Below are 20155 nucleotides of genomic sequence, written 5' to 3' on the forward strand. Positions count from 1 at the left end.
AAGCTTAGACGCTGGCCCAGTTTGGTGAAAAATTTGTAAGAAGCTTCGAGCAATCGCGTATGAACATGCGCCTTTGGTGCGACTTCCATTCTTCGGCAATGTTGTTAATGTAGCTGCCCCATTCCTGTGCATGGGTGGAGCGAGGCCAGAATGCCCCTCCGATGAAGGGCTTTTTGCCGAGAATTCTCGCCAAATATCCCGCTGTATATAGTGAAAAGCCCTGCAAGTGGCTTCCTATACTGCTCGCCCCCTTCGACCCGCCGGCGCCCCGCGTCCGGTGGACAGGCCCGCCCACAAGGCGGCCTGGCGAGACGACGCCCCGCCTATCGGCGCGGCCGGTGCTGCACGAAGGTCAAATCCAATAACAAAATGAGGTTGTATTGCTATGCCAGTCGGCAACCATCCTGCCCCCGACGAGTCCGTCCAAGGCGGCCCGCTCAAGCGCGAGCTGGGCGAACGGCACATCCGTCTGATGGCCCTTGGCGCCTGTATCGGCGTCGGCCTGTTCCTGGGTTCGGCCAAGGCCATCGAAATGGCCGGCCCCGCCATCATGCTCTCCTACATCATCGGTGGCCTGGCCATCCTGGTGATCATGCGCGCCCTCGGCGAGATGGCCGTGCACAACCCAGTGGCAGGCTCCTTCAGCCGCTACGCGCAAGACTACCTCGGCCCCCTGGCGGGCTTCCTCACGGGCTGGAACTACTGGTTCCTGTGGCTGGTGACCTGTGTCGCCGAGATCACTGCGGTGGCCATCTACATGGGCATCTGGTTCCCCGACGTGCCGCGCTGGATCTGGGCGTTGATGGCCCTGGGCAGCATGGGCGCGATCAACCTGATCGCGGTCAAGGCATTCGGCGAGTTCGAGTTCTGGTTCGCCCTGATCAAGATCGTCACCATCATTGCCATGGTGCTCGGCGGTATCGGCATCATCGCCTTCGGCTTCGGTAACGACGGTGTCGCCATGGGCATCTCCAACCTGTGGAGCAACGGCGGCTTCATGCCCAACGGCGTGACCGGCGTGCTGATGTCGTTGCAGATGGTGATGTTCGCCTACCTGGGCGTGGAAATGATCGGCCTGACCGCCGGCGAAGCGCGCAACCCGCAGAAGACCATCCCCCAGGCCATCGGCTCGGTGTTCTGGCGCATCCTGCTGTTCTACGTGGGCGCGCTGTTCGTGATCCTGTCGATCTACCCGTGGAACGAGATCGGCAGCCAGGGCAGCCCGTTCGTGATGACCTTCGAGCGCCTGGGCATCAAGACCGCCGCCGGCATCATCAACTTCGTGGTGATCACCGCCGCGCTGTCGTCGTGCAACGGCGGTATCTTCAGCACCGGGCGCATGCTCTACAGCCTGGCGCAGAACGGCCAGGCCCCGGCCACTTTCGCCCGCACTTCGAAGAACGGCGTACCGCGCAACGCGCTGCTGCTGTCGATCGCCGCACTGCTGCTGGGCGTGCTGGCCAACTACCTGGTGCCGGAAAAGGTGTTCGTCTGGGTGACCTCGATCGCCACCTTCGGCGCGATCTGGACCTGGGTGATGATCCTGCTGGCGCAGCTCAAGTTCCGCGCCGGGCTGAGCACCGCCGAGCGCAACGCGCTGAAGTACCGCATGTGGCTGTGGCCCTTGAGCTCGTACCTGGCGCTGGCGTTCCTGGTGCTGGTGGTGGGGCTGATGGCGTACTTCCCGGATACCCGCGTGGCCCTGTACATCGGCCCGGCGTTCCTGGTGCTGCTGACGGTGCTGTATCACACCTTCCGGTTGGCGCCCAAAGGTCAGGAGCAACGTGTGACAAGCACGGCTTGCTGATGTGTTGCGGGGGCCGCGTCGCGGCCCCTGTCTGTGTCAACTGGCACTTTTACCAGTAGCTCCCCCTCGCCACCTTCATCTAACTTGCCTGCAGGGCAGACAAGGAAGGTGCGTCGCATATGCGTGGCAGCGTTCCAGCATTCTTCAGGTACGTGGTCGTTGGCCTTTTCAATACGACGCTCCATATCGTCGTGTTCACGGCGATGCGCGTGTTCGCAGGCGCCGACCAGGCCACCAGCAACCTGATCGCGTTCTTCGCCGCGTTGTCGTTCTCCTTCGTCGCCAATGCCTGGTTCACCTTCCAGGCGCCCATCTCGCTCATTCGCTACCTGACGTTCGTGATCGTCATGGGCAGCCTCAGCTTTACCGTGGGTTGTGCTGCCGACCTTCTCGGTTGGCCTTCGATCGTTACCGTTCTGGTGTTTTCCCTCATCAGCCTGCTGCTCGGGTTCCTGTTTTCGAAATGGTTGTTCACGCAGAGGCGCAAATGGACATTTCGCTGATAGTGCCGGTGTTCAATGAGGAGCAGGCGATCAGGCCGTTCTATGACGCGGTTCGCAGCGCGCTGGCCAATGAAACCGTGCGGGTCGAGTTGATATTCATCAACGACGGCAGTCAGGACGGGACTGAAAGACAGATCCGCCAACTGATCGCCGGCGATCCTGATGTCGCGTTGATCGATCTGTCGCGCAACTTCGGCAAGGAGGCGGCTTTGTTTGCCGGGCTCGAACAGGCCAGTGGCGACGCGGTCATTCCGATCGACGTCGATCTGCAGGACCCGGTCGAGGTCATTCCGCAGCTGATTGAACAATGGCGTGCGGGGTTCGACGTGGTGCTGGCCAAACGACGGGATCGTTCTTGTGACAGTTTTTTGAAGCGGTACTCGGCGTCGGCCTTCTACTTCCTGTTGAACCGGATTTCGCAGATTCGCATCGAGGAAAATGTCGGCGACTTCCGCCTGCTTGATCGCAAGGTCGTAGAGGTGATCAAGTTGATGCCTGAGCAGCAACTGTTCATGAAGGGCATGCTGTCGTGGGCAGGGTTCAGGACCACGGTGGTCGAATATGACCGCTCTTCGCGCTCGGCAGGGGAGAGTCATTTCAACGGTTGGAAACTATGGAACCTGGCGCTGGACGGGATTACTTCGTTCAGTACTGTGCCGCTACGTGTGTGGACCTACGTAGGGAGCGCCATCTCCCTCGTCACACTTGCCTTTGCTGCCTATCAGGTCGTGGACAAGTGGCTATACGACAATTCGGTGCCGGGATATCCCTCGTTGATGACTGCCACCCTGTTTCTGGGGGGGGTGCAACTGATCGGTATTGGCGTTCTGGGCGAATATATCGGACGCATTTACATGGAGTCCAAGCGTCGGCCTCGTTACATCGTCCGGCAAGCTATCCGCCGTGCCAGTACGACAGAGAGTAAGCCCTCTCTGGAGGGCAGAAAATGAAGAAAGTCCTGGATACACCTGGCGGCTGGTTATTGGTTTGCCTTGGGATAGCGCTGCTCGCGAGTGCTGCACGTCTGTATCACGTACCAGGGCCAGTGCTTTGGCTCGATGAGGCGTATTCCGTGACAATCGCTGGCATGTCACCTTCGCAGATCTTATTCCACACTATCCGAGACGTCCATCCGCCGTTTTACTACTTATTGCTGCATTACTGGATCGAACTCTTTGGCAATGGTTTGCTGGCCGTGCGGGGGCTGAGTGTTCTCTGCTCAAGCCTCAGCGTGACAGTTGCCATGCTCATCGCTGTTCAGTTGGCAAATCGAAGGGCTGCGTTGTTAGTGGGCGTTTTGTTTGCCCTGCTGCCCATCTCCGTGCGTTATGGTCAGGAAACGCGCATGTAGGCGCTGCTGGCTTTGTTGCTGCTTGCCGCGACATCGATGCTATTGCATTGGACTCAGCAACCGAAGCGCTATCGCCATTTGATTGGCTATGGCCTGTTGATCACTATTGGGCTGTACACTCACTATTTCACGATGTTGGCCGTGGCGGCTCACTGGTTCTATCTATTGTTATTCTTCCTCATATCTGCTGGACGGCTGATCCGACAGCGTGGGTGGTGGGTGTGCAATGTTATGATTGCTTTCGCGTACCTACCCTGGCTGCCATCATTGATCGCGCAGCTTGCAAACGTGACATGGGTTGGATGGCTACCGGCGGTGACGTTTAATACGTTGCCCTCTACCTTGTGGGTGTTCCTCACCTTGAATGATGGGCTGGGGTATTCCAAGTGGCTATTCTGGCTGGCGCCGATGGTGCTGGTTGTCGCATGCGTAAAGATTGCGCTCAGCGATAAAAGGCCATCGCGGCCTACTTGGTTGATTCTTTCAGCTTTGTGCCATTGATTCTGACCTGGTTGGGCTTGTGCTTGATGTCGCTGTACTTCATTCGTTACCTTTCCTTCGCCGCCAGCGGATTACCGATTCTGATAGGGCTGGGGCTGGAAAATGCAGTCGCTCGCTCTCGTTACTGGACTCTACTGTTGCTGGCCTGCCTGGCCGGGCAGATCGCAGCACTGCATCATTTGTACGAAGGGCAGGTAAATACCAATAACTCGGACTGGCGGCATGTCAGACTGGACAGCGTCCTCGGCAAGGTCAATGAGCTATGGCTGCCTGGAGATTTGATTGTTGTAAATGGGCTTTTTGGGTACTACACCGCAAACTACTACAATGCCACTGGTCATGAACCTCTCGTCTATGAACGCGGTCAGCATGGCGACAACTCTGGACAGTCACCTGCGACTTATGGCTGGCTCTCATTGATATTCCCAAAATCAGAACAGTTGTATGTTACCGACTTGAATAAACTATTTGCTCCCTCTGGGCGTGTCTGGTGGATTGGTGTCGGGATGGTCGAAAATACTGAGCAGTAATGGCCTAGGGGCTGGCATCAGATCGAGCGTTTTGATGGTGGAGTCGCCTTTGCTCTGCTATTCAGCCAGACAACTCCACCCAAGCCTCAGGCCGCGACCTCGCTGTGTGGCTCGAAGCTATCCGCCCGGGCCAACTGCCACATCCGCGAATAGAACTGCCCATTGACCTCGCCGGTCAGCAACTCGCCCGGCTTGAGGAACACGTGCATCTGCGAGAACAGCTTGATCTCGGTGGCCGAGATCCGCCGCACCAGGTGCTTGGCCTCCAGTTGCGCCGGATGCTCCAGGCCCGCCGCGGCGAGCATTTCGGCCAGGGCGCGCAGGGTGTTGTGGTGGAAGTTGAGCACCCGCTGGGCTTTGTCCGGCACCACCAGCGCACGCTGGCGCAGGGCGTCCTGGGTGGCCACGCCGGTTGGGCACTTGTTGGTGTGGCAGCTCTGCGACTGGATGCAGCCGATGGCGAACATGAAGCCGCGCGCTGAGTTGGCCCAGTCGGCGCCGATGGCCAGCACGCTGGCGATGTCGAAGGCGCTGACGATCTTGCCGCTGGCGCCGAGCTTGATCTTGTCGCGCAGGTTCAGGCCGACCAAGGTGTTGTGCACGAACAGCAGGCCCTCGCGCAGCGGCACGCCGATATGGTCGGTGAACTCCACCGGGGCGGCGCCGGTGCCGCCTTCCTTGCCGTCGACGACGATGAAGTCGGGCAGGATGCCGGTTTCCAGCATGGCCTTGGCGATGCCCATGAATTCCCACGGGTGACCCAGGCAGAACTTGAAGCCCACCGGCTTGCCGCCGGACAGTTCACGCAACTGGGCGATGAACTGCATCATCTCGATCGGGGTCGAGAAGGCACTGTGGCGTGATGGCGAAATACAGTCCTCACCCATCATGACGCCACGGGTCTCGGCGATTTCCCGGGTCACCTTGTGCTTGGGCAGGATGCCGCCATGGCCGGGCTTGGCACCCTGGCTCATCTTGATCTCGATCATTCGCACCTGCGGGTTCTGCGCCTGGGCGGCGAAGCGCTCGGGGTCGAAGCGGCCGTCCGCGGTGCGGCAGCCGAAGTAGCCGCTGCCCAGTTCCCAGACCAGGTCACCGCCGTGTTCGCGGTGGTAGGGGCTGATGCTGCCTTCGCCGGTGTCGTGGTGGAAATTGCCCAGCTTGGCGCCCTGGTTGAGGGCCCGGATGGCGTTGGCGCTGAGCGAGCCGAAGCTCATGGCCGAGATGTTGAAGATCGATGCCGAGTACGGCTGGGTGCACTGCGGGCCGCCGACGCTGACGCGAAAGCTCGCCGGGTCGGCCAACGGCGCCGGGCGCATGGAGTGGCCGATGAACTCGAAGCCCGACTCGTAGACGTCGATCAAGGTGCCGAACGGTTTGTCCGAGGCTTCGTTCTTGGCCCGGGCGTAGACCAGCGAGCGCTGGGCGCGGGAAAAGGGCAGCGCGTCGCTGTCGGATTCCAGCAGGTACTGGCGGATCTCCGGGCGGATGCCCTCGACCAGGTAGCGGATGTTGCCCAGGATCGGGTAGTTGCGGCGGACCGCGTGGCGTTGCTGCAGCAGGTCGAACACACCGATCAGGCTGATCACCCCGGTGGTCAGGGTGAACGGCCACAACCAGTCGTGGGCGAGGAACGGCAGGCTGGCGAGGGTGAACAGCACGCAGGCGGCGAAGAAGGCGTAACGGCTGAGGAGTGACAGGCTCATACGGTGTCCTTGCGAATGGCTCGGTCAGGCTCAGGGGCCTGGGGCAAAGCCCGACCATAGCCCGGTTGGGCGCCGCTATGCCAGCGTGGGGCGGACGAGAAAAATGAAAATTGGGGTATTGAAAATCATTCGTGATGAGATATGTTATAAAGTAACTATAGCTCGCAGGAGATTGCCCCCATGAAAGCAGGTATCCACCCCGCCTATCGTCCCGTGTTGTTCCACGACACTGCCGCCGATGTGTTCTTTCTGATCGGCTCGACGGTCGAAACTGATCGCACCCTGGAGCACAGCGATGGGCAGACCTATCCGTATGTGGCGCTGGATGTGTCCAGTGCCTCGCATCCGGTGTACACAGGGCAGCAACGCAAGACCACGGTCGAAGGGCGAGTGGCCGGGTTCAACAAGCGCTTCGCCGGTTTCCAGGCCAAGCGTTGATCGTGTAGGCGATCACCTGGCCTTTTGGGCTGCGCTGTCGCGCAGGGAGCAGCGTTGCAAGCATCACCATCGTGGGAGCGGGTTTGCCCCGCGATCACCGGCGAAGCCGGTGCCATTCCCTCCCATCGCGGGGCAAACCCGCTCCCACGATGGTGATGCTTGCAACTTCGTTTCCTGCACGATTTCCTACAGCAGAGGTTTGTCGCGCAACAGATGCTGGCGCCATTGCGTCTGTTCGGTGGCTGTCGAGTCGACAAGAAACTGGTACTTGCCCGCCACGCGGGTGGCTACCGCGACACCCTCCCGGTACAGCACGCGGTTACTCGCCACCGCCGGTACCTTGGCCCCAGGCAACAAGGTACCCACCAGGTTCAACGGATCGCAGCCGCTGACCATCACCAGCTCGCCTTGCGGCGAGCGTCTGCGTACCTGGCGCAACAGCCCCACGGCTTCGGGCAAGGCGAACTGCTCACCCGCCAGCCCGGCGATAAAGCGCCCGCCACGGATTTCGCCACGGGCCTCGAGGCGGTGGTAGCAGCGCAACAGGTCGCGCCATGGCGGCAGCACATCGCTCTCGCGCTCCAGCAGGCGCCAGCAGACGACGCCATAGCGACGCAGCAGGCTGCGTGCCACATGTTCCAGGCGCAGGTTGGCGTCCACTGCAATGCTCGAACGGCGCAACAGCGCCCAGCGTCCGGCGTGGACCATGCTGCTCGACAGCGCGGGATGGCCGCGGCGGCTGTTACGTGAAGTGCGCTTGGCCGCCGGCGTGATCAGGCTGCGCAGGCCGCTGAAACCATCGGCGCTGGCCAGGCCCGAACCTACCAGTTCCTGCAGGGCTGCCTCCAGCTCGCTGGGTAGCAGATGAGCTTCGTGGGCCAGTTCATCGAAGAACAAGGCGCCTTGTTCCTGCAACGTCTGCAATACCCGTCGTGCGCGTGCGCCCAGTTGTTCGAGGTCGGCTGTGGGCGCCAGGCTGCGCCACAGCCCCAGGTGTTCGCGTGGCAGCAGCACCAATGGCGTGCTGGTCAGGGTACTGGCTGATTGTGTGGCGGCCAGCCGGCTCCAGGCCCACTGGCCGCTGCGACAGGCATCGTCCAGCCAGTGCGGGCTGTAGTCCTTGATCCGTGCCGGCAGCAGGTCGCTTTCCCAGGCGCCGGCGGCAGCGGGGAAGCCTTGCAGCTGGGCGAGCACTTCGCTCAGCGCCTGCGGCCCGCGCAGGCGGGTTTCGCCGCCCAGGTGCTGCCAGTCGAACAAAAACCTCATGAAGACCTGCAGACTGACCGGCTCGATTTCCTGGCGCAGGCGCTTGACCGTGTAGCGGTGGATGCGTGCCAGCAGGTGTCGCTCGCACCACTGCAGACCAGTCTGGCCTGGGCTGAAGTGGCCGCGCATCACGTAGCCTTCGCCTTCCAGGCGGGCCAAGGCCTGTTCAGCATTACCCGCCGCCTGTGCAAGCGGGTCGATGATCTCGGCCAAGGTCAATGGACCGAAGCCACTGAGCCGGGCGCGCAGCAACTCTACCAGGGCCGAATCGAGGTCGGGCGGATCGGCGAAGCCCGGCAACACCGCAACGTCCGGGTGCGGGCGGGCGTCGGGATACAGGATCAGCATCGTCTGCAGGCGCTCGCGGGCGAACCACAGGCGTCGCTCCCCGGCATCCAGATGACAGGCGCGACCGGCCTTGGCCAGTTGCAGCAGCAGTTGCGGCCAGCCGGGATTGCCCTCGACTTCAGGTTGGGTAATGGCGCCCAGGCTCATCAGCGCCTCATGCATTTCGTCGGCATTGTTCGCCTGTGGCCAGGCCTCGGCCTGCACTGCGGCGATGGCATCGCCGTCCAGCGCACCCAGGTCGTCGGCGCTGTGCACGTCGTTCCAGCGTCGGTTGAGCACGGCCTGGGTACGCCGCTCTTCAAGCGGCGCGTCGTCGAGGAAGGTGTAGGGGCGGGCGTTGAGGATGGCCGAAGCCAGCGGTGAAGGGGCCGGCAGGTCGCGACTGAGCAGGCGTACCTCGCCGTTCTCCATGCGCCGCAGCAACGCCAGCCAGCCCTCGCTGTCCATGGCCTCGTGCAGGCAGTCGTCGAGGGTCTGTTGCACCAGCGGGTGGTCGGGGATCTGCCGCTCTCCGACGATATTCTCCAGGCAGGCGATCTGGTCGGGGAACACGGCGGCCACCAGGTCCTCGCTCTTCATCCGCTGGATCTGCGGCGCCACCTTGCGTCCGCCCACATAGCGCGGCAAGGCCAACGCCACCGCCGCGTTCCAGCGCCAGCGCACGCCGAACAGCGGCGCATCGAGCAGGGCCTGGACCAGAATCGGCTCTGCGCTGCGGCTGTGCAGGTAGCGCCATACTTCGTCCAGCGCGAAGCTATGGCTGGTGGACAGCGACAGCACGATGGCGTCCTCGCTGGCCGCCGCCTGCAGTTCGAAATTGAACGCACGGCAGAAGCGCTTGCGCAGGGCCAGGCCCCAGGCCCGGTTGATCCGGCTGCCGTAGGGGGAGTGAATGATCAGCTGGGTGCCGCCGGACTCGTCGAAGAAACGTTCCATCACCAGCGTCTGCTGCGAGGGCAGGGCGCCCAGTACCTGCCAGGTGCGGCCCAGGTAGTCGAGCAGCTGCTCGGCGCAGCCTTCATCCAGGGCGTAGGTCGTTTGCAGCCAGGCGTGAACCTGCTGGCCATCGCCGGCCTGCAATTGCTGGTCGATCCGCTGTTGGAGGCGGGCCACCGCGACGGACAGCTCGTCACTGCGCCCCGGCGCCTCGCCCAGCCAGAACGGGATGGTCGGCGGCAGGCCGTGGGCGTCCTCGACCCGTACACGTCCCGGTTCGACCCGCAGGATGCGATAGGAGGCGTTGCCCAGCTGGAAGATATCGCCGGCGATGCTCTCCACCGCGAAGTCTTCGTTGACACTACCGATGTTCAGCGCCTGGGGTTCGAGCAGCACCGCATAGTCGGCGGTCTCGGGGATGGTGCCGCCGCTGGTCAGGGCGGTCAGCTGGCTGCCGCGGCGCCCGCGCAGGGTGTGGTTCACCGCATCCCGGTGCAGGTAGGCGCTGCGGATGCCCTGGCGGCCGTTGAAGCCTTCGGTGAGCATGCGCAACAAGGCTTGGTAATGGTCTTCGTCGAGCTGGCCGTAGGGACTGGCCCGGCGCAGCAGGTCGAACAGCGCTCGTTCGTCCCAGGGCTGGTTACTGACCTCGGCGACGATCTGCTGGGCCAGCACATCCAGTGGCGCCGCCGGGATGTGCAGTTCGTCCAGCTCACCCTGGCGCACGCAGTCGAGCAGGGCGACACATTCGATCAAATCGTCCCGCGAGGTGGGAAAAAGGCGCCCCTTGGGCACGCCGTCGACCTGGTGGCCGGAGCGCCCGACCCGTTGCAGCAAGGCGGCGATCGAGCCCGGCGAGGCGATCTGGCAGACCAGGTCGACCTCACCGATATCGATGCCCAGCTCCAGCGAGGCGGTGGCCACCAGCACCTGCAGTTCGCCGCCCTTGAGACGCTGCTCGGCGGCCAGGCGATGCTCCTTGGCCAAGCTGCCGTGGTGCGCGGCCACGGCGTGGTTGCCTAGGCGCTCGCCGAGGTGGCGGGTCAGGCGCTCGGCCAGGCGCCGGGTGTTGACGAACACCAGGGTAGTGCGGTGCTCGCGGGCAAGGCTGGCGAGGCGGTCGTAGACCAGCTCCCAGACATCCGTGGCCATCACCGCGCCCAGCGGCACGGGCGGCACTTCCAGGGCCAGGTCGCGATGGCGGACATGGCCGATATCGACGATGGCGCAGGGGCGCTCCTGCCCAACCAGGAACCGCGCCACCCGCGCCACCGGGCGCTGGGTGGCGGACAGGCCGATACGTCGCAGCGGGCGACCGGCCAGGGCCTGCAGACGCTCCAGGGTCAGCGCCAGGTGGCAGCCGCGCTTGTTGCCGGCCAGCGCGTGGATTTCGTCCACGATCACCGTGTGCACGCTGGCCAGCCCCTCGCGGCCCGAGGCCGAGCCCATCAGCACGTAGAGCGATTCCGGCGTGGTCACCAGGATATGCGGCGCCAGCTTGCGCATGGCCGCGCGCTCCTTCTGCGGGGTGTCGCCGGTGCGCACGGCGGTGGTGATGCGTGGGGCCTTCAGGCCAAGCTGTTCGATCTGCCGGCCGATACCTTCGAGCGGCACGTCGAGGTTCAGGCGGATGTCGTTGGACAGCGCCTTGAGTGGCGAGACGTAGACGATCTGGGTCTGCGCCGGCAGTTCGCCGCCCTGCGCCAGGCCTTGGCGGAACAGCTCGTCGAGCACGGCGAGGAAGGCGCTGAGGGTCTTGCCCGAGCCGGTCGGCGCGGCCAGCAGCATCGACTGGCCGCGGTGAATCAACGGCCAGGCGTCGGCCTGGGCCTCGGTGACCGTGGCGAAACGCTGGCGGAACCAGGTGGCGACGGCGGGGTGGAACAGGCCGAGCACCGGGTGTTGGTGGGCGGGGAGGTTCATGGGTTGGTTATGGCGGGTTGCCGGTGGATTGGCAAGGGGCCGTTCGTCCGGGAAGCCTATCGCGGGGCAAGCCCGCTCCCACGCGTACCCGGCAGGGCTCTGGTGGGCGCGGGCTTGCCCCGCGATAGGGCCTTGTCAGGTATCCTGCGCCTCTTCATCCGCCCGTGAGTCCACCATGTCCAACACCATCCGCATCGCCGCCGCCCTGCTCATCGACGCGCAAGGCCGCACCCTGCTGGTACGCAAGCGCGGTACCCAGGCGTTCATGCAGCCCGGCGGCAAGATCGATGCGGGCGAGTCGCCGGCCCAGGCGCTGGTGCGCGAGTTGCACGAGGAGCTGGGGCTGCGCGTCGATCCGGCCCAGGCCATTCACCTGGGCCGTTTCAGTGCCCCGGCCGCCAACGAACCGGGCTTCGAAGTGCAGGCCGAGTTGTTTCGCGTCCAATGCACCGCGATGGTAAGCCCGGCGGCGGAAATCGAAGAGGTGGCCTGGCTGTCCGCCGACCAGGCGACGGACCTGGATCTGGCCCCCCTGACTCGCGACCTGATCCTGCCGCTGTGGCGCGAAGGCCTCAACGCACCGCGCTGACCCCGTCCAGGGTGGCGAACGAGGTGTCCTTGGCGGTCAGCAGGAAGTCACGCATGTACGGCGCATCGAGCATGTCGGTGCGTACCGCGGCGTAGAGCGTGGCGAACAGCCCTTTCTCGCCCAGGCGCTTGCCCTTCACGTAGCCCCGCGAGCTGTACTCGTGCAGCGCCCAGTGCGGCATGCCGCACACGCCGCGGCCGCTGGCCACCAGTTGCATCATCATCACCGTCAGCTCCGAGGTGCGTACCGCGGCCGGCTCGATGTCGGCCGGCTCCAGAAAGCGGGTGAAGATGTCCAGGCGGTCGCGTTCCACCGGGTAGGTGATCAGGGTCTGGTCGAGCAGGTCCTGGGGCACGATGTATGGCTTGCTGGCCAGCGGGTGCTGGTTGGCCACGGCGAGCATGGCCTCGTAGGTAAACAGCGGCACGTAGGTGATGCCGGCCAGATCCACCGGGTCGGAGGTCACCACCAGGTCCAGGTCGCCACGGGCCAGGGCCGGCAGCGGGGCGAAGGCGAAGCCCGAGGCCAGGTCCAGCTCCACCTCCGGCCAGGCGTCGCGGAACTGGTCGATGGTCGGCATCAGCCACTGGAAGCAGCTGTGGCACTCGATGGCCATGTGCAGGCGTCCGGCGGTGCCGCCGGCCAGGCGGGCGATGTCGCGCTCGGCGCCGCGCAGCAGTGGCAAGGTGGCGTCGGCCAGTTGCAGCAGGCGCAGGCCGGCGCTGGTGAAGCGGATGGGCTTGGTCTTGCGCACGAACAGCGGCAGGCCCAGGCGTTCCTCCAGCTCCTTGAACTGGTGCGACAGCGCCGACTGGGTCAGGTGCAGGCGCTCGGCGGCCTCCACCAGGCTGTCGGCTTCGCGTAGGGCATGAAGGGTTTTCAGGTGGCGGATTTCCAGCACGACGGCTCCGTGAGCATTCTTTGAGCTAAAACGAGGTTGCGTTGAGTTTCCCTCATGTTACCCTGCGCTGTCGACAACAGGATGCACACGACCGCTCGGCAAGGTTCATGAAACTGTCACGGTTTTGTGGCAGCGCGCCCGAACGGATTTCATCAGACTCGCGCTCTACTGGGGATCTGCATTCTGGTGTTTCTTTCATGCGGGCTTTACTACTTTTCTTCTTGCTGCTGGTCAGCGTGCCGGCGAGCTTCGCCGAGGGTCGCTGCGACGTCCATGTGCCGGTGCAACGGGCCGAACTGGGTGAACTGAGCCTGGTTTACCAGAGCGTCGGCGCGTCTCGCGATCCGGCGCTGTTGCTGGTCATGGGCCTGGGCGGGCAGCTCATCCACTGGCCGGACGACGTGGTCGAGGCGCTGTGCCGCCAAGGTTTTCGGGTGATTCGCTACGACAACCGCGATGTCGGCCTGTCGCGCTGGAACCAGCTGCCGGCCTCGGCCAACCTGACCGTCGAACTGCTGCGCTACAAGCTGGGCCTGCCGGTGTCGGCGCCCTATACCCTCACCGACATGGCCGGTGACGGCCTGGGCCTGATGGATGCCCTGGGGATCCGCCAGTTCCATGTGCTGGGCGTGAGCATGGGCGGCATGATCGCCCAGCACCTGGCGGCCATGGCCCCGGAGCGGGTGAGCAGCCTGACCCTGGTGATGTCCAGTTCGGGTGCCGCCGGCCTGCCGGCGCCGGATCCGGCGCTGGTGCAGTTGCTGGCGCGGCGCAGCGCGCCGAGCCGCGAGGTGGCCATCGAGCAGCAGGCCGACCTGTTGGCGGCGCTGGGCAGTCCGGAGGTGCGGGACGACCGTGCCGTGTTGCTGGCACAGGCCGCCGTGGCTTATGACCGGGCGTTCAATCCGGAAGGGGTCAAGCGCCAGATCATGGCGATCCTTGCCGAACCCAGTCGGGTCGAGTTGCTCAACCAGCTGCGGGTCCCGACGCTGGTGGTGCACGGCACCGCCGATCCGTTGCTGCCGGTGATGCACGGGGTGCATCTGGCGGCGCATATCCGGGGCAGTCAGTTGCGGCTGATTCCGGGGCTGGCGCATCGTTTCCAGGAGCCGTTCAAGGCGCCGTTGCTGGGGGCGGTCCTACCCTACCTACAGGCGCATCGGCAGGATGTCACGCATATCGCCCGGCTCTAGAACCCATCGCGGGGGGGGCCCCCCCCCCCCGCCCCCCCCCCCCCCCCCCCGGGGGGGGGGGGGGGGGGGCGCCGGGGGGGCAGAAGAAAGGCCGCCCCCAGCCAGCCCACCCCCCCCCCCCCCCCCCCCCCCCCCCCCCCCCCCCCCCCCCCCCCCCCCCCCCCCCCCCCCCGCCGGCCCCCCCCCCCCCCCCCCCCCCCCCCCCCCGCCCGGCGGGGGGGGGGGGCCCCCCCCCGCGATTCGTTCAATGCATGCGCACCCAAACGCTTACCAGCACCGTCGCCGCCACCAGCCAGGCCACCGTGGCCAGTGCCAGCGACGCTTCCAGGCGCAGGCGGTCGACCAGCACGTACAAGGTTGCCAGGTACACGAAGTACGGAATGATCGACCACATCCCGAACAGGATGGTGGTCTTCAGGTCTTCCAGCGATCGCCCCTTGCCGACGATGTAGTGGGCGATCAGGGCAAAGGTGGGAAACAGCGGCACCAGGCCGGCAATGTAGTAGTTGCGGGTCTTCGACAGGATTGCCAGGAGCACCACCACGCCGGCGCCCAGGGCCGCTTTGAATACCAGGTCCACGTTGAACTTCCAGGGTCAGGTTGCCGATCAGCCGAGGCCGTACTTCTTCACTTTGTCGAACAGCGTGGTCTTGGCCATGCCCAGCTCCTGGCTGGCCTGGCTCAGGTTGCCGCCGGTGCGCTGCAAAGCGTCGCTGAGCAGGTTGCGTTCGAACGCTTCGACCGCCTCGGCAAAGCCCAGGCCCTGGCTGGCGCCACCACTGGGGCCCTTCTTGAACGCGGGCAGACCCAGGGCATGGCGCTCGGCGACGTTGCGCAGCTCGCGCACGTTGCCCGGCCAGTCGTGGGCCATCAGCCGCGACAGGGTCTGGCTGTCCAGCTCCGGCGCCTCGCGGTCGAAGCGCAGGGCCGATTGCTGCAGGAAGTGCTCGAACAGTTGCAGGATGTCTTCGCGGCGCTCGCGCAGCGGCGGCAGCTCCAGGGTTACAACGTTGAGCCGGTAGTACAGGTCGCTGCGGAACTGGCCGCTCTGGCCGAGCGTGGCAAGGTCGGACTTGGTCGCGGCGATCACCCGGCAGTCCACCGGGATGCTCTGGTTCGAGCCCAGACGTTCCAGGGTGCGCTCCTGCAGCACGCGCAGCAGCTTGATCTGCAGGTTGATCGGCATGCTCTCGACCTCGTCGAGGAACAGCGTGCCGCCATTGGCGTGCTCGATCTTGCCGATGCGACGCTTGCCGGCACCGGTGAAGGCGTTGGCCTCGTGGCCGAAGATCTCGCTTTCGAACAGGTTCTCCGGCAGGCCGCCGCAGTTCAGCGCCACGAACGGCTGGCCCTGGCGCCGGCTGAAGTCGTGCAGGCAGCGGGCGACCAGCTCCTTGCCGGTGCCGGTCTCGCCTTCGATCAGTACGTTGGCCGAGGTGTCGGCGACGTTAGCGATCAGTTCGCGCAACTGTTCCATGGCCGGCGAGCGGCCGATGATGCGTCCTTCCAGGCTGCTCTGCTCGGCCAGTTGGCGGCGCAGGGCGAATACCTCGCGAGACAGGCCGCGCTGTTCCAGGGCCCGGCGTACCACCTCGACCAGACGTTCGGGCGAGAAGGGCTTCTCCATGAAGTCGTAGGCGCCGTTGCGCATGGCGCCCACCGCCATGTCGATGTCGCCGTGGCCGGTGATCAGCACCACCGGCAGGCTGCGGTCGCGGGCCTTGAGGCGGTTGAGCAGTTCCAGGCCGTCGATGCCCGGCAGGCGGATATCGCTGACGACGATACCGGCAAAGTCGTCGCCGATGCGCTCCAGGGCCTGTTCGGCGCTGCCGACGCCTTCGCAGGCGATGTCTTCCAGGGCCAGCGCCTGCTGGCAGCCGAGCAGCACGTGCGGGTCGTCTTCGACGATCAGGACGGTGAGAGGTGCTTGTTTCATAGAGGCTCAGCCAATTCGCTAGGGGGCGTGACCAGGGGCAGGGCAAGGACGAACGCGGTGCCGCCACCGGCGGGATGTTCGACGCTCAGTGTACCCTTGGCGGCGGTGGCCAGGCTCGCCGACAGGGTCAGGCCCAGGCCCAGGCCATGCTCGCCCGGTTTGGTGGTGAAGAAGGGTTCGAACAGGTGCTTGCGTGCCTCGGCATCGATGCCATGGCCGTTATCGAGCACCCGCAGGCGGTACTTGTCGCCCTGCACCTCGCCTTCCAGCCACAGTTGCGGCAGGGGTTGGGTGGCCATGGCGTCTAGGGCGTTGCCGATCAGGTTAACCAGGATCTGTTCCAGGCGGGTCTGGTCGATGGCCAGCAGCTGGTCATCGAACTGCCGGTGCAGTTGCAGGTGGCAGGCGCTGATGCGGTTGGCCAGTACCTGCAGGGTGGCCTCCACGGCCTTTTCCAACGAGGCCTGGCCACTGTCGTCGCCACGTCGGGCGAACGAGCGCAGGCTGGCGGTGATGCGGCCCATGCGGTCGATCAGGTCGTTCATGGTGCGCAGGTTGGCGCTGGCGGTTTCCAGCGCGCCGCGCTCGAGGAAGCGCACGGTGTTGCCGGACAGGGTGCGCAGGGCCGCCAGCGGCTGGTTCAGCTCGTGGGCGATGCTGGTGGACATCTGCCCGATGGCTGCCAGCTTGCCGGCCTGGACCAGTTCGTCCTGGGCGTGGCGCAGGGTCTGTTCGGCGTGGCGGCGCTCGCGGATCTGGCCCTTGAGCCGCTCGTTGCTGGCGCGCAGGTCGACGGTGCGCTCGGTGATCTTGCGCTCCAGCTGGCTGTTGGCTTCTTCCAGCGCCTCGCGGGCGGCCAGGCGGGTGGCGATCACCTTGCGCCGTTCGTTCCAGGCGATGGCCAGGATCGCCAGCAGGGCGAAGGCCACGCCCACCAGGATGCCCTGCATCATCGATTCGCGGCGCAGGTCCTGCAGCGGGGTGAGCAGGGTGAAATGCCAGGGGGTGTCGACCAGGCGGCGGGTCTGGGCCAGGTAGGACACTTCACGTTGCTTGCCCTGGTCGGTCTCGCTGTTGGCCGGGAAGGTGAGTTTCTCCACGCCGTCGGCCAGGGTTTCGCGGGCCAGCGGTTGCAGTTCGTTGAGCGGCCACCAGTAGTACTGCAGGCTGCGCGCCAGGCGTTCCTTGATCTGCGGCGTCAACGGGCGTACCGATTTCAGGCGCCGGGCCGGGTCGCTGGAGAGGATGATGATGCCGTTCTCATCACTGACGAAGGCCTCCAGGCGGGCGCGCTGCCAGCGCTCCTCGAGGGTGTCCAGGCGCACCTTGATCACCGCCACGCCGATGATCTTGCCGTGTTCCTCCAGCCCGTGGGCCAGGTAGTAGCCGGCCTCGCCCGTGGTGCTGCCGATGCCGTAGAAGCGTCCCGGCTCGCCGCGCACGGCGACCTGGAAGTAGGCGCGAAACGCCAGGTCCTCGCCGAGGAAGGAGTCGGCGTCGCGCCAGTTGCTGGTGGCCTGGACCCGGCCATTGGTGTCGAGGACGAAGATCGCCCGGCTGCGGCTGCGCCGGTTCAGACCTTCGAGGTATTCGTTGACGGTCTGGCGATCACCGGCCTCGGGGTCGGTGAGCAGGCGCGAGACGCTGTCTTCCAGCTCCAGCAGGCTGGGCAGGTAGGTGTACTTGCTGATTTCGCTTTCGACGGTGCGGGCGTGCAGCTCCAGCTGGCGTTCGCCATTCTCGCTGAGGGTGCGGATGCCGTTGCTCTCGCTGATCAGGAAGGCGGCGAAGCCCAGCCCGACCATCAGCAGGATGACCAGGGGCGGGACGAGCAGTTGGCGGATCAGACGGGATTTCACGGCGGGCTGGGCAGGGCGAAGGAGCGAGGGGTCGCATTTCATCACAGTGGCCTTGTCACCACCAGCATCCGCTGCCCGGCAGGGCCGGGCAGCGGTGCCTGCTTAGTGTTGCAGGATCTTGCTGAGGAAGTGTTGGGTGCGTTCGTGGCGGCCTTCGGGGTTGCCGAAGAAGTCTTCCTTCTGGCAGTCCTCGATGATGTTGCCCTTGTCCATGAAGATCACCCGGTTGGCGACCTTGCGCGCGAAGCCCATCTCGTGGGTCACGCACATCATGGTCATGCCTTCGTGGGCCAGCTCGACCATCACGTCCAGTACTTCGTTGACCATTTCCGGGTCCAGCGCCGAGGTCGGTTCGTCGAACAGCATGACGATCGGGTCCATCGACAGGGCGCGGGCGATCGCCACGCGCTGCTGCTGGCCGCCGGACAGCTGGCCGGGGTGCTTCTTGGCGTGGGCGCCGAGGCCCACGCGGTCGAGCAGGGCCAGGCCCTTCTTGGTCGCTTCCGCCTCGCTGCGGCCGAGCACCTTGCGCTGGGCGATGGTCAGGTTCTCGGTGATCGACAGGTGCGGGAACAGCTCGAAGTGCTGGAACACCATGCCGACCCGCGAACGCAGCTTGGGCAGGTTGGTCTTCGGGTCGGCGATGGAGGTGCCGTCGACCACGATGTCGCCCTTCTGGAACGGCTCCAGCGCGTTGACGCACTTGATCAGGGTGGACTTGCCCGAGCCGGAAGGACCGCACACGACCACCACTTCACCCTTCTTGACCTCGGTGCTGCAGTCGGTCAGTACCTGGAAGTCCCCGTACCACTTGTTGACGTTCTTGATGGAAATCATACGGTGATCCTTTTTTGCAGGCGCTTGACCAGCCAGGAAGCGGAGAAGCTGATGAGGAAGTAGACGACACCGGCAAAGATCAGGAACTCATGGGAGCGTCCGATGATGTCGCCGTTGGAGCGGGCCGAGTTGAGGAAGTCGATCAGGCCGACGGTGTAGACCAGCGAGGTGTCCTGGAACAGGATGATGCTCTGCTGCAGCAGCAGCGGGGTCATCTTGCGAAACGCCTGGGGCAGGATGATCAGGCGCATGCATTGGCCGTAGCTCATGCCCAGCGCCTGCGCGGCGCCCATCTGGCCCTTGGAGATCGACTGCACGCCGGCGCGGACGATTTCGCAGAAGTAGGCCGCCTCGAACATCATGAAGGCCACGACGCAGGAGGTGAACGCACCCACCGGGGTGTCTTCGCCGGTGATCCAGCGCAGCACGAACGGCACCGCCAGGTAGAACCAGGTGATCACCAGCAGCAGCGGGATGGAGCGGAAGTAGTTGACGTAGGTGCCGGCGATATTGGCCAGCAGCTTGTTCGACGACAGGCGCATCAGGGCGAGGATGGTACCCAGGGCAATGCCGCCGACCACGCCCATGACCATCAGTTGCAGGGTCAGGACCATGCCGTCCCAGAGGGCAGGCAGGGCCGGGATGATTTCACTGAAATCCATGTCCATTTACTTGCCTCCCACGGAAATCAGGCCCGGTACCGCGACTTTCTTCTCGACCATGCGCATGAGCAGCATCAGGCCCATGTTCAGGGTGAAGTAGATCAGGGTGGCCAGGGTGAATGCTTCGAACAGGTTCGCGGAGAACTCGGCGGTCTGCTTGGTCTGCGCCAGCAGCTCCATCAGGCCGATCAGCGAGGCCACCGAGGAGTTCTTGAACACGTTCAAAAATTCCGAGGTGAGCGGCGGAATGATGATTCGGTAGGCCTGGGGCAGCAGCACGTTCATGTAGATCTGCGGCAGGCTGAAGCCCATCGCGCGCCCGGCCGACTCCTGGCCGCGGGGCAGCGCCTGGATGCCGGTGCGCACCTGCTCGCAGACACGGGCGGCGGTGAACAGGCCGAGGCAGATGACCACGCTGATCAGCGCCGAGGTGGTCGGGTTGAGATCCTGCTTGAACCACTCCTGCAGGCCTTCGGGCAGCAGGTCCGGTACCAGGAAGTACCAGATGAACAGCTGCACCAGCAGCGGCACGTTGCGGAACAGCTCGACGTAGGCGGTGGCAATCCCTGACACCAGACGATTGGGTACGGTACGCATCACGCCGAGCAGCGAGCCCAGCAGCAAGGCGATGATCCAGGCGGAGATGGCGATGGCGATGGTCCAGCCCAGGCCGGTGACGTACCAGTCCAGATAGGTTTCGCTGCCCACGCCGGTGGACTTGAAGAACACGCCCCAGTCCCAGTTGTAATTCATCGGGATTTCCCCTCAGACGGTTGTTTCACGGGCACCTCGATACATCCGGGGGCGTTCGACGCCCTCGGATGTAAAGGTTAGACACTAACTAAGTGGCCTGTTGGATGGATTCGCGC

The 20155-nt window shown here is 64.7% G+C and carries 18 protein-coding genes; 9 read left to right on the forward strand and 9 right to left on the reverse strand.

What is annotated here, in order from left to right; all coding sequences use genetic code 11:
- Positions 1-385 precede the first annotated feature (385 nt).
- The 6 genes from V0R62_RS04765 to V0R62_RS04790 all read left to right on the forward strand — a co-directional run bounded on the left by V0R62_RS04765 (position 386) and on the right by V0R62_RS04790 (position 4692).
- Complete coding sequence (locus V0R62_RS04765; protein WP_330102945.1) at positions 386-1807, forward strand: amino acid permease; 1422 nt, start codon at positions 386-388, stop codon at positions 1805-1807.
- 119 nt (positions 1808-1926) lie between these two features.
- Positions 1927-2310 carry a GtrA family protein gene (locus tag V0R62_RS04770; RefSeq protein ID WP_330102946.1) on the forward strand — a complete coding sequence of 128 codons (384 nt, stop codon included), beginning with the start codon at positions 1927-1929 and terminating at the stop codon, positions 2308-2310.
- A complete protein-coding gene (locus V0R62_RS04775) occupies positions 2295-3260 on the forward strand; it encodes a glycosyltransferase family 2 protein (protein ID WP_330102947.1) in 966 nt (321 codons plus the stop codon). Before V0R62_RS04770 ends, V0R62_RS04775 begins: the two co-directional genes overlap by 16 nt.
- On the forward strand, positions 3257-3661 hold the full coding sequence (locus tag V0R62_RS04780; protein ID WP_330102948.1) for a glycosyltransferase family 39 protein: 405 nt from the start codon (positions 3257-3259) through the stop codon (positions 3659-3661). Before V0R62_RS04775 ends, V0R62_RS04780 begins: the two co-directional genes overlap by 4 nt.
- A 12-nt stretch (positions 3662-3673) precedes the next feature.
- Positions 3674-4162, forward strand: coding sequence for a hypothetical protein (locus tag V0R62_RS04785; RefSeq protein WP_330102949.1), 489 nt, complete (start codon positions 3674-3676; stop codon positions 4160-4162).
- A gap of 26 nt (positions 4163-4188) precedes the next feature.
- On the forward strand, positions 4189-4692 hold the full coding sequence (locus V0R62_RS04790) for a hypothetical protein (RefSeq protein WP_330102950.1): 504 nt from the start codon (positions 4189-4191) through the stop codon (positions 4690-4692).
- A gap of 86 nt (positions 4693-4778) precedes the next feature.
- Here the strand turns inward: V0R62_RS04790 and V0R62_RS04795 are convergent, their stop codons facing one another.
- Positions 4779-6398: an FMN-binding glutamate synthase family protein gene (locus tag V0R62_RS04795; protein WP_330102951.1), complete on the reverse strand. Its 1620-nt coding sequence runs from the start codon at positions 6396-6398 to the stop codon at positions 4779-4781.
- Positions 6399-6578: 180 nt separating this feature from the next.
- Between V0R62_RS04795 and V0R62_RS04800 the strand changes: the two genes are divergently transcribed.
- The gene (locus tag V0R62_RS04800; RefSeq protein ID WP_330102952.1) at positions 6579-6836 is read left to right on the forward strand and encodes a type B 50S ribosomal protein L31; all 258 of its coding nucleotides are present in this window, start codon (positions 6579-6581) and stop codon (positions 6834-6836) included.
- A gap of 186 nt (positions 6837-7022) precedes the next feature.
- On the opposite strand, the gene V0R62_RS04805 is transcribed toward V0R62_RS04800, so the two are convergent.
- Entirely contained in the window at positions 7023-11309 is a 4287-nt protein-coding gene (locus V0R62_RS04805) for a DEAD/DEAH box helicase (RefSeq protein ID WP_330102953.1), read from the reverse strand.
- Positions 11310-11484: 175 nt separating this feature from the next.
- Between V0R62_RS04805 and V0R62_RS04810 the strand changes: the two genes are divergently transcribed.
- Complete coding sequence (locus tag V0R62_RS04810; RefSeq protein ID WP_330102954.1) at positions 11485-11898, forward strand: NUDIX hydrolase; 414 nt, start codon at positions 11485-11487, stop codon at positions 11896-11898.
- On the opposite strand, the gene metR is transcribed toward V0R62_RS04810, so the two are convergent.
- Positions 11882-12799 carry a transcriptional regulator MetR gene (gene metR / locus V0R62_RS04815; RefSeq protein ID WP_050704009.1) on the reverse strand — a complete coding sequence of 306 codons (918 nt, stop codon included), beginning with the start codon at positions 12797-12799 and terminating at the stop codon, positions 11882-11884. The genes V0R62_RS04810 and metR overlap by 17 nt on opposite strands.
- A 197-nt stretch (positions 12800-12996) precedes the next feature.
- Here metR and V0R62_RS04820 point away from each other — a divergent pair, with 197 nt between their 5' ends.
- Positions 12997-13992 (forward strand): alpha/beta fold hydrolase, encoded by a 996-nt coding sequence (locus V0R62_RS04820; protein WP_330102955.1) that lies wholly within the window; start codon positions 12997-12999, stop codon positions 13990-13992.
- A gap of 244 nt (positions 13993-14236) precedes the next feature.
- On the opposite strand, the gene V0R62_RS04825 is transcribed toward V0R62_RS04820, so the two are convergent.
- From V0R62_RS04825 to V0R62_RS04850, 6 genes are read right to left on the reverse strand one after another with little or no spacing between them, the layout of a single operon-like run.
- Complete coding sequence (locus tag V0R62_RS04825; RefSeq protein ID WP_050704011.1) at positions 14237-14572, reverse strand: GlpM family protein; 336 nt, start codon at positions 14570-14572, stop codon at positions 14237-14239.
- Positions 14573-14599: 27 nt separating this feature from the next.
- The gene (gene aauR, locus V0R62_RS04830) at positions 14600-15928 is read right to left on the reverse strand and encodes a two-component response regulator AauR (protein ID WP_050704012.1); all 1329 of its coding nucleotides are present in this window, start codon (positions 15926-15928) and stop codon (positions 14600-14602) included.
- On the reverse strand, positions 15925-17829 hold the full coding sequence (aauS, locus tag V0R62_RS04835) for a two-component sensor histidine kinase AauS (protein ID WP_330102956.1): 1905 nt from the start codon (positions 17827-17829) through the stop codon (positions 15925-15927). Before aauS ends, aauR begins: the two co-directional genes overlap by 4 nt.
- Before the next feature lie 60 nt (positions 17830-17889).
- Positions 17890-18624: an amino acid ABC transporter ATP-binding protein gene (locus V0R62_RS04840; protein WP_038706667.1), complete on the reverse strand. Its 735-nt coding sequence runs from the start codon at positions 18622-18624 to the stop codon at positions 17890-17892.
- On the reverse strand, positions 18621-19292 hold the full coding sequence (locus V0R62_RS04845) for an amino acid ABC transporter permease (protein WP_011532506.1): 672 nt from the start codon (positions 19290-19292) through the stop codon (positions 18621-18623). The genes V0R62_RS04840 and V0R62_RS04845 overlap by 4 nt, the downstream gene beginning before the upstream one ends.
- Positions 19293-20039, reverse strand: a complete 747-nt coding sequence (locus V0R62_RS04850) for an amino acid ABC transporter permease (RefSeq protein WP_023629014.1) — start codon at positions 20037-20039, stop codon at positions 19293-19295.
- Positions 20040-20155: the final 116 nt, after the last annotated feature.

The organism is Pseudomonas carassii, from assembly GCF_036324045.1.
GTDB lineage: Bacteria > Pseudomonadota > Gammaproteobacteria > Pseudomonadales > Pseudomonadaceae > Aquipseudomonas > Aquipseudomonas peradeniyensis.

Excerpts from the sequence above, each read along its gene's own strand:
- V0R62_RS04820 (WP_330102955.1), top strand. The coding sequence starts at position 12,997 with ATGCGGGCTTTACTACTTTTCTTCTTGCTGCTGGTCAGCGTGCCGGCG.
- V0R62_RS04795 (WP_330102951.1), bottom strand. The coding sequence starts at position 6,398 with ATGAGCCTGTCACTCCTCAGCCGTTACGCCTTCTTCGCCGCCTGCGTG.
- V0R62_RS04840 (WP_038706667.1), bottom strand. The coding sequence starts at position 18,624 with ATGATTTCCATCAAGAACGTCAACAAGTGGTACGGGGACTTCCAGGTA.
- V0R62_RS04780 (WP_330102948.1), top strand. The coding sequence starts at position 3,257 with ATGAAGAAAGTCCTGGATACACCTGGCGGCTGGTTATTGGTTTGCCTT.
- V0R62_RS04850 (WP_023629014.1), bottom strand. The coding sequence starts at position 20,039 with ATGAATTACAACTGGGACTGGGGCGTGTTCTTCAAGTCCACCGGCGTG.
- aauS (WP_330102956.1), bottom strand. The coding sequence starts at position 17,829 with ATGAAATGCGACCCCTCGCTCCTTCGCCCTGCCCAGCCCGCCGTGAAA.
- V0R62_RS04800 (WP_330102952.1), top strand. The coding sequence starts at position 6,579 with ATGAAAGCAGGTATCCACCCCGCCTATCGTCCCGTGTTGTTCCACGAC.
- aauR (WP_050704012.1), bottom strand. The coding sequence starts at position 15,928 with ATGAAACAAGCACCTCTCACCGTCCTGATCGTCGAAGACGACCCGCAC.
- V0R62_RS04805 (WP_330102953.1), bottom strand. The coding sequence starts at position 11,309 with ATGAACCTCCCCGCCCACCAACACCCGGTGCTCGGCCTGTTCCACCCC.
- V0R62_RS04775 (WP_330102947.1), top strand. The coding sequence starts at position 2,295 with ATGGACATTTCGCTGATAGTGCCGGTGTTCAATGAGGAGCAGGCGATC.
- V0R62_RS04845 (WP_011532506.1), bottom strand. The coding sequence starts at position 19,292 with ATGGACATGGATTTCAGTGAAATCATCCCGGCCCTGCCTGCCCTCTGG.
- V0R62_RS04810 (WP_330102954.1), top strand. The coding sequence starts at position 11,485 with ATGTCCAACACCATCCGCATCGCCGCCGCCCTGCTCATCGACGCGCAA.
- V0R62_RS04770 (WP_330102946.1), top strand. The coding sequence starts at position 1,927 with ATGCGTGGCAGCGTTCCAGCATTCTTCAGGTACGTGGTCGTTGGCCTT.
- V0R62_RS04790 (WP_330102950.1), top strand. The coding sequence starts at position 4,189 with ATGTCGCTGTACTTCATTCGTTACCTTTCCTTCGCCGCCAGCGGATTA.
- V0R62_RS04765 (WP_330102945.1), top strand. The coding sequence starts at position 386 with ATGCCAGTCGGCAACCATCCTGCCCCCGACGAGTCCGTCCAAGGCGGC.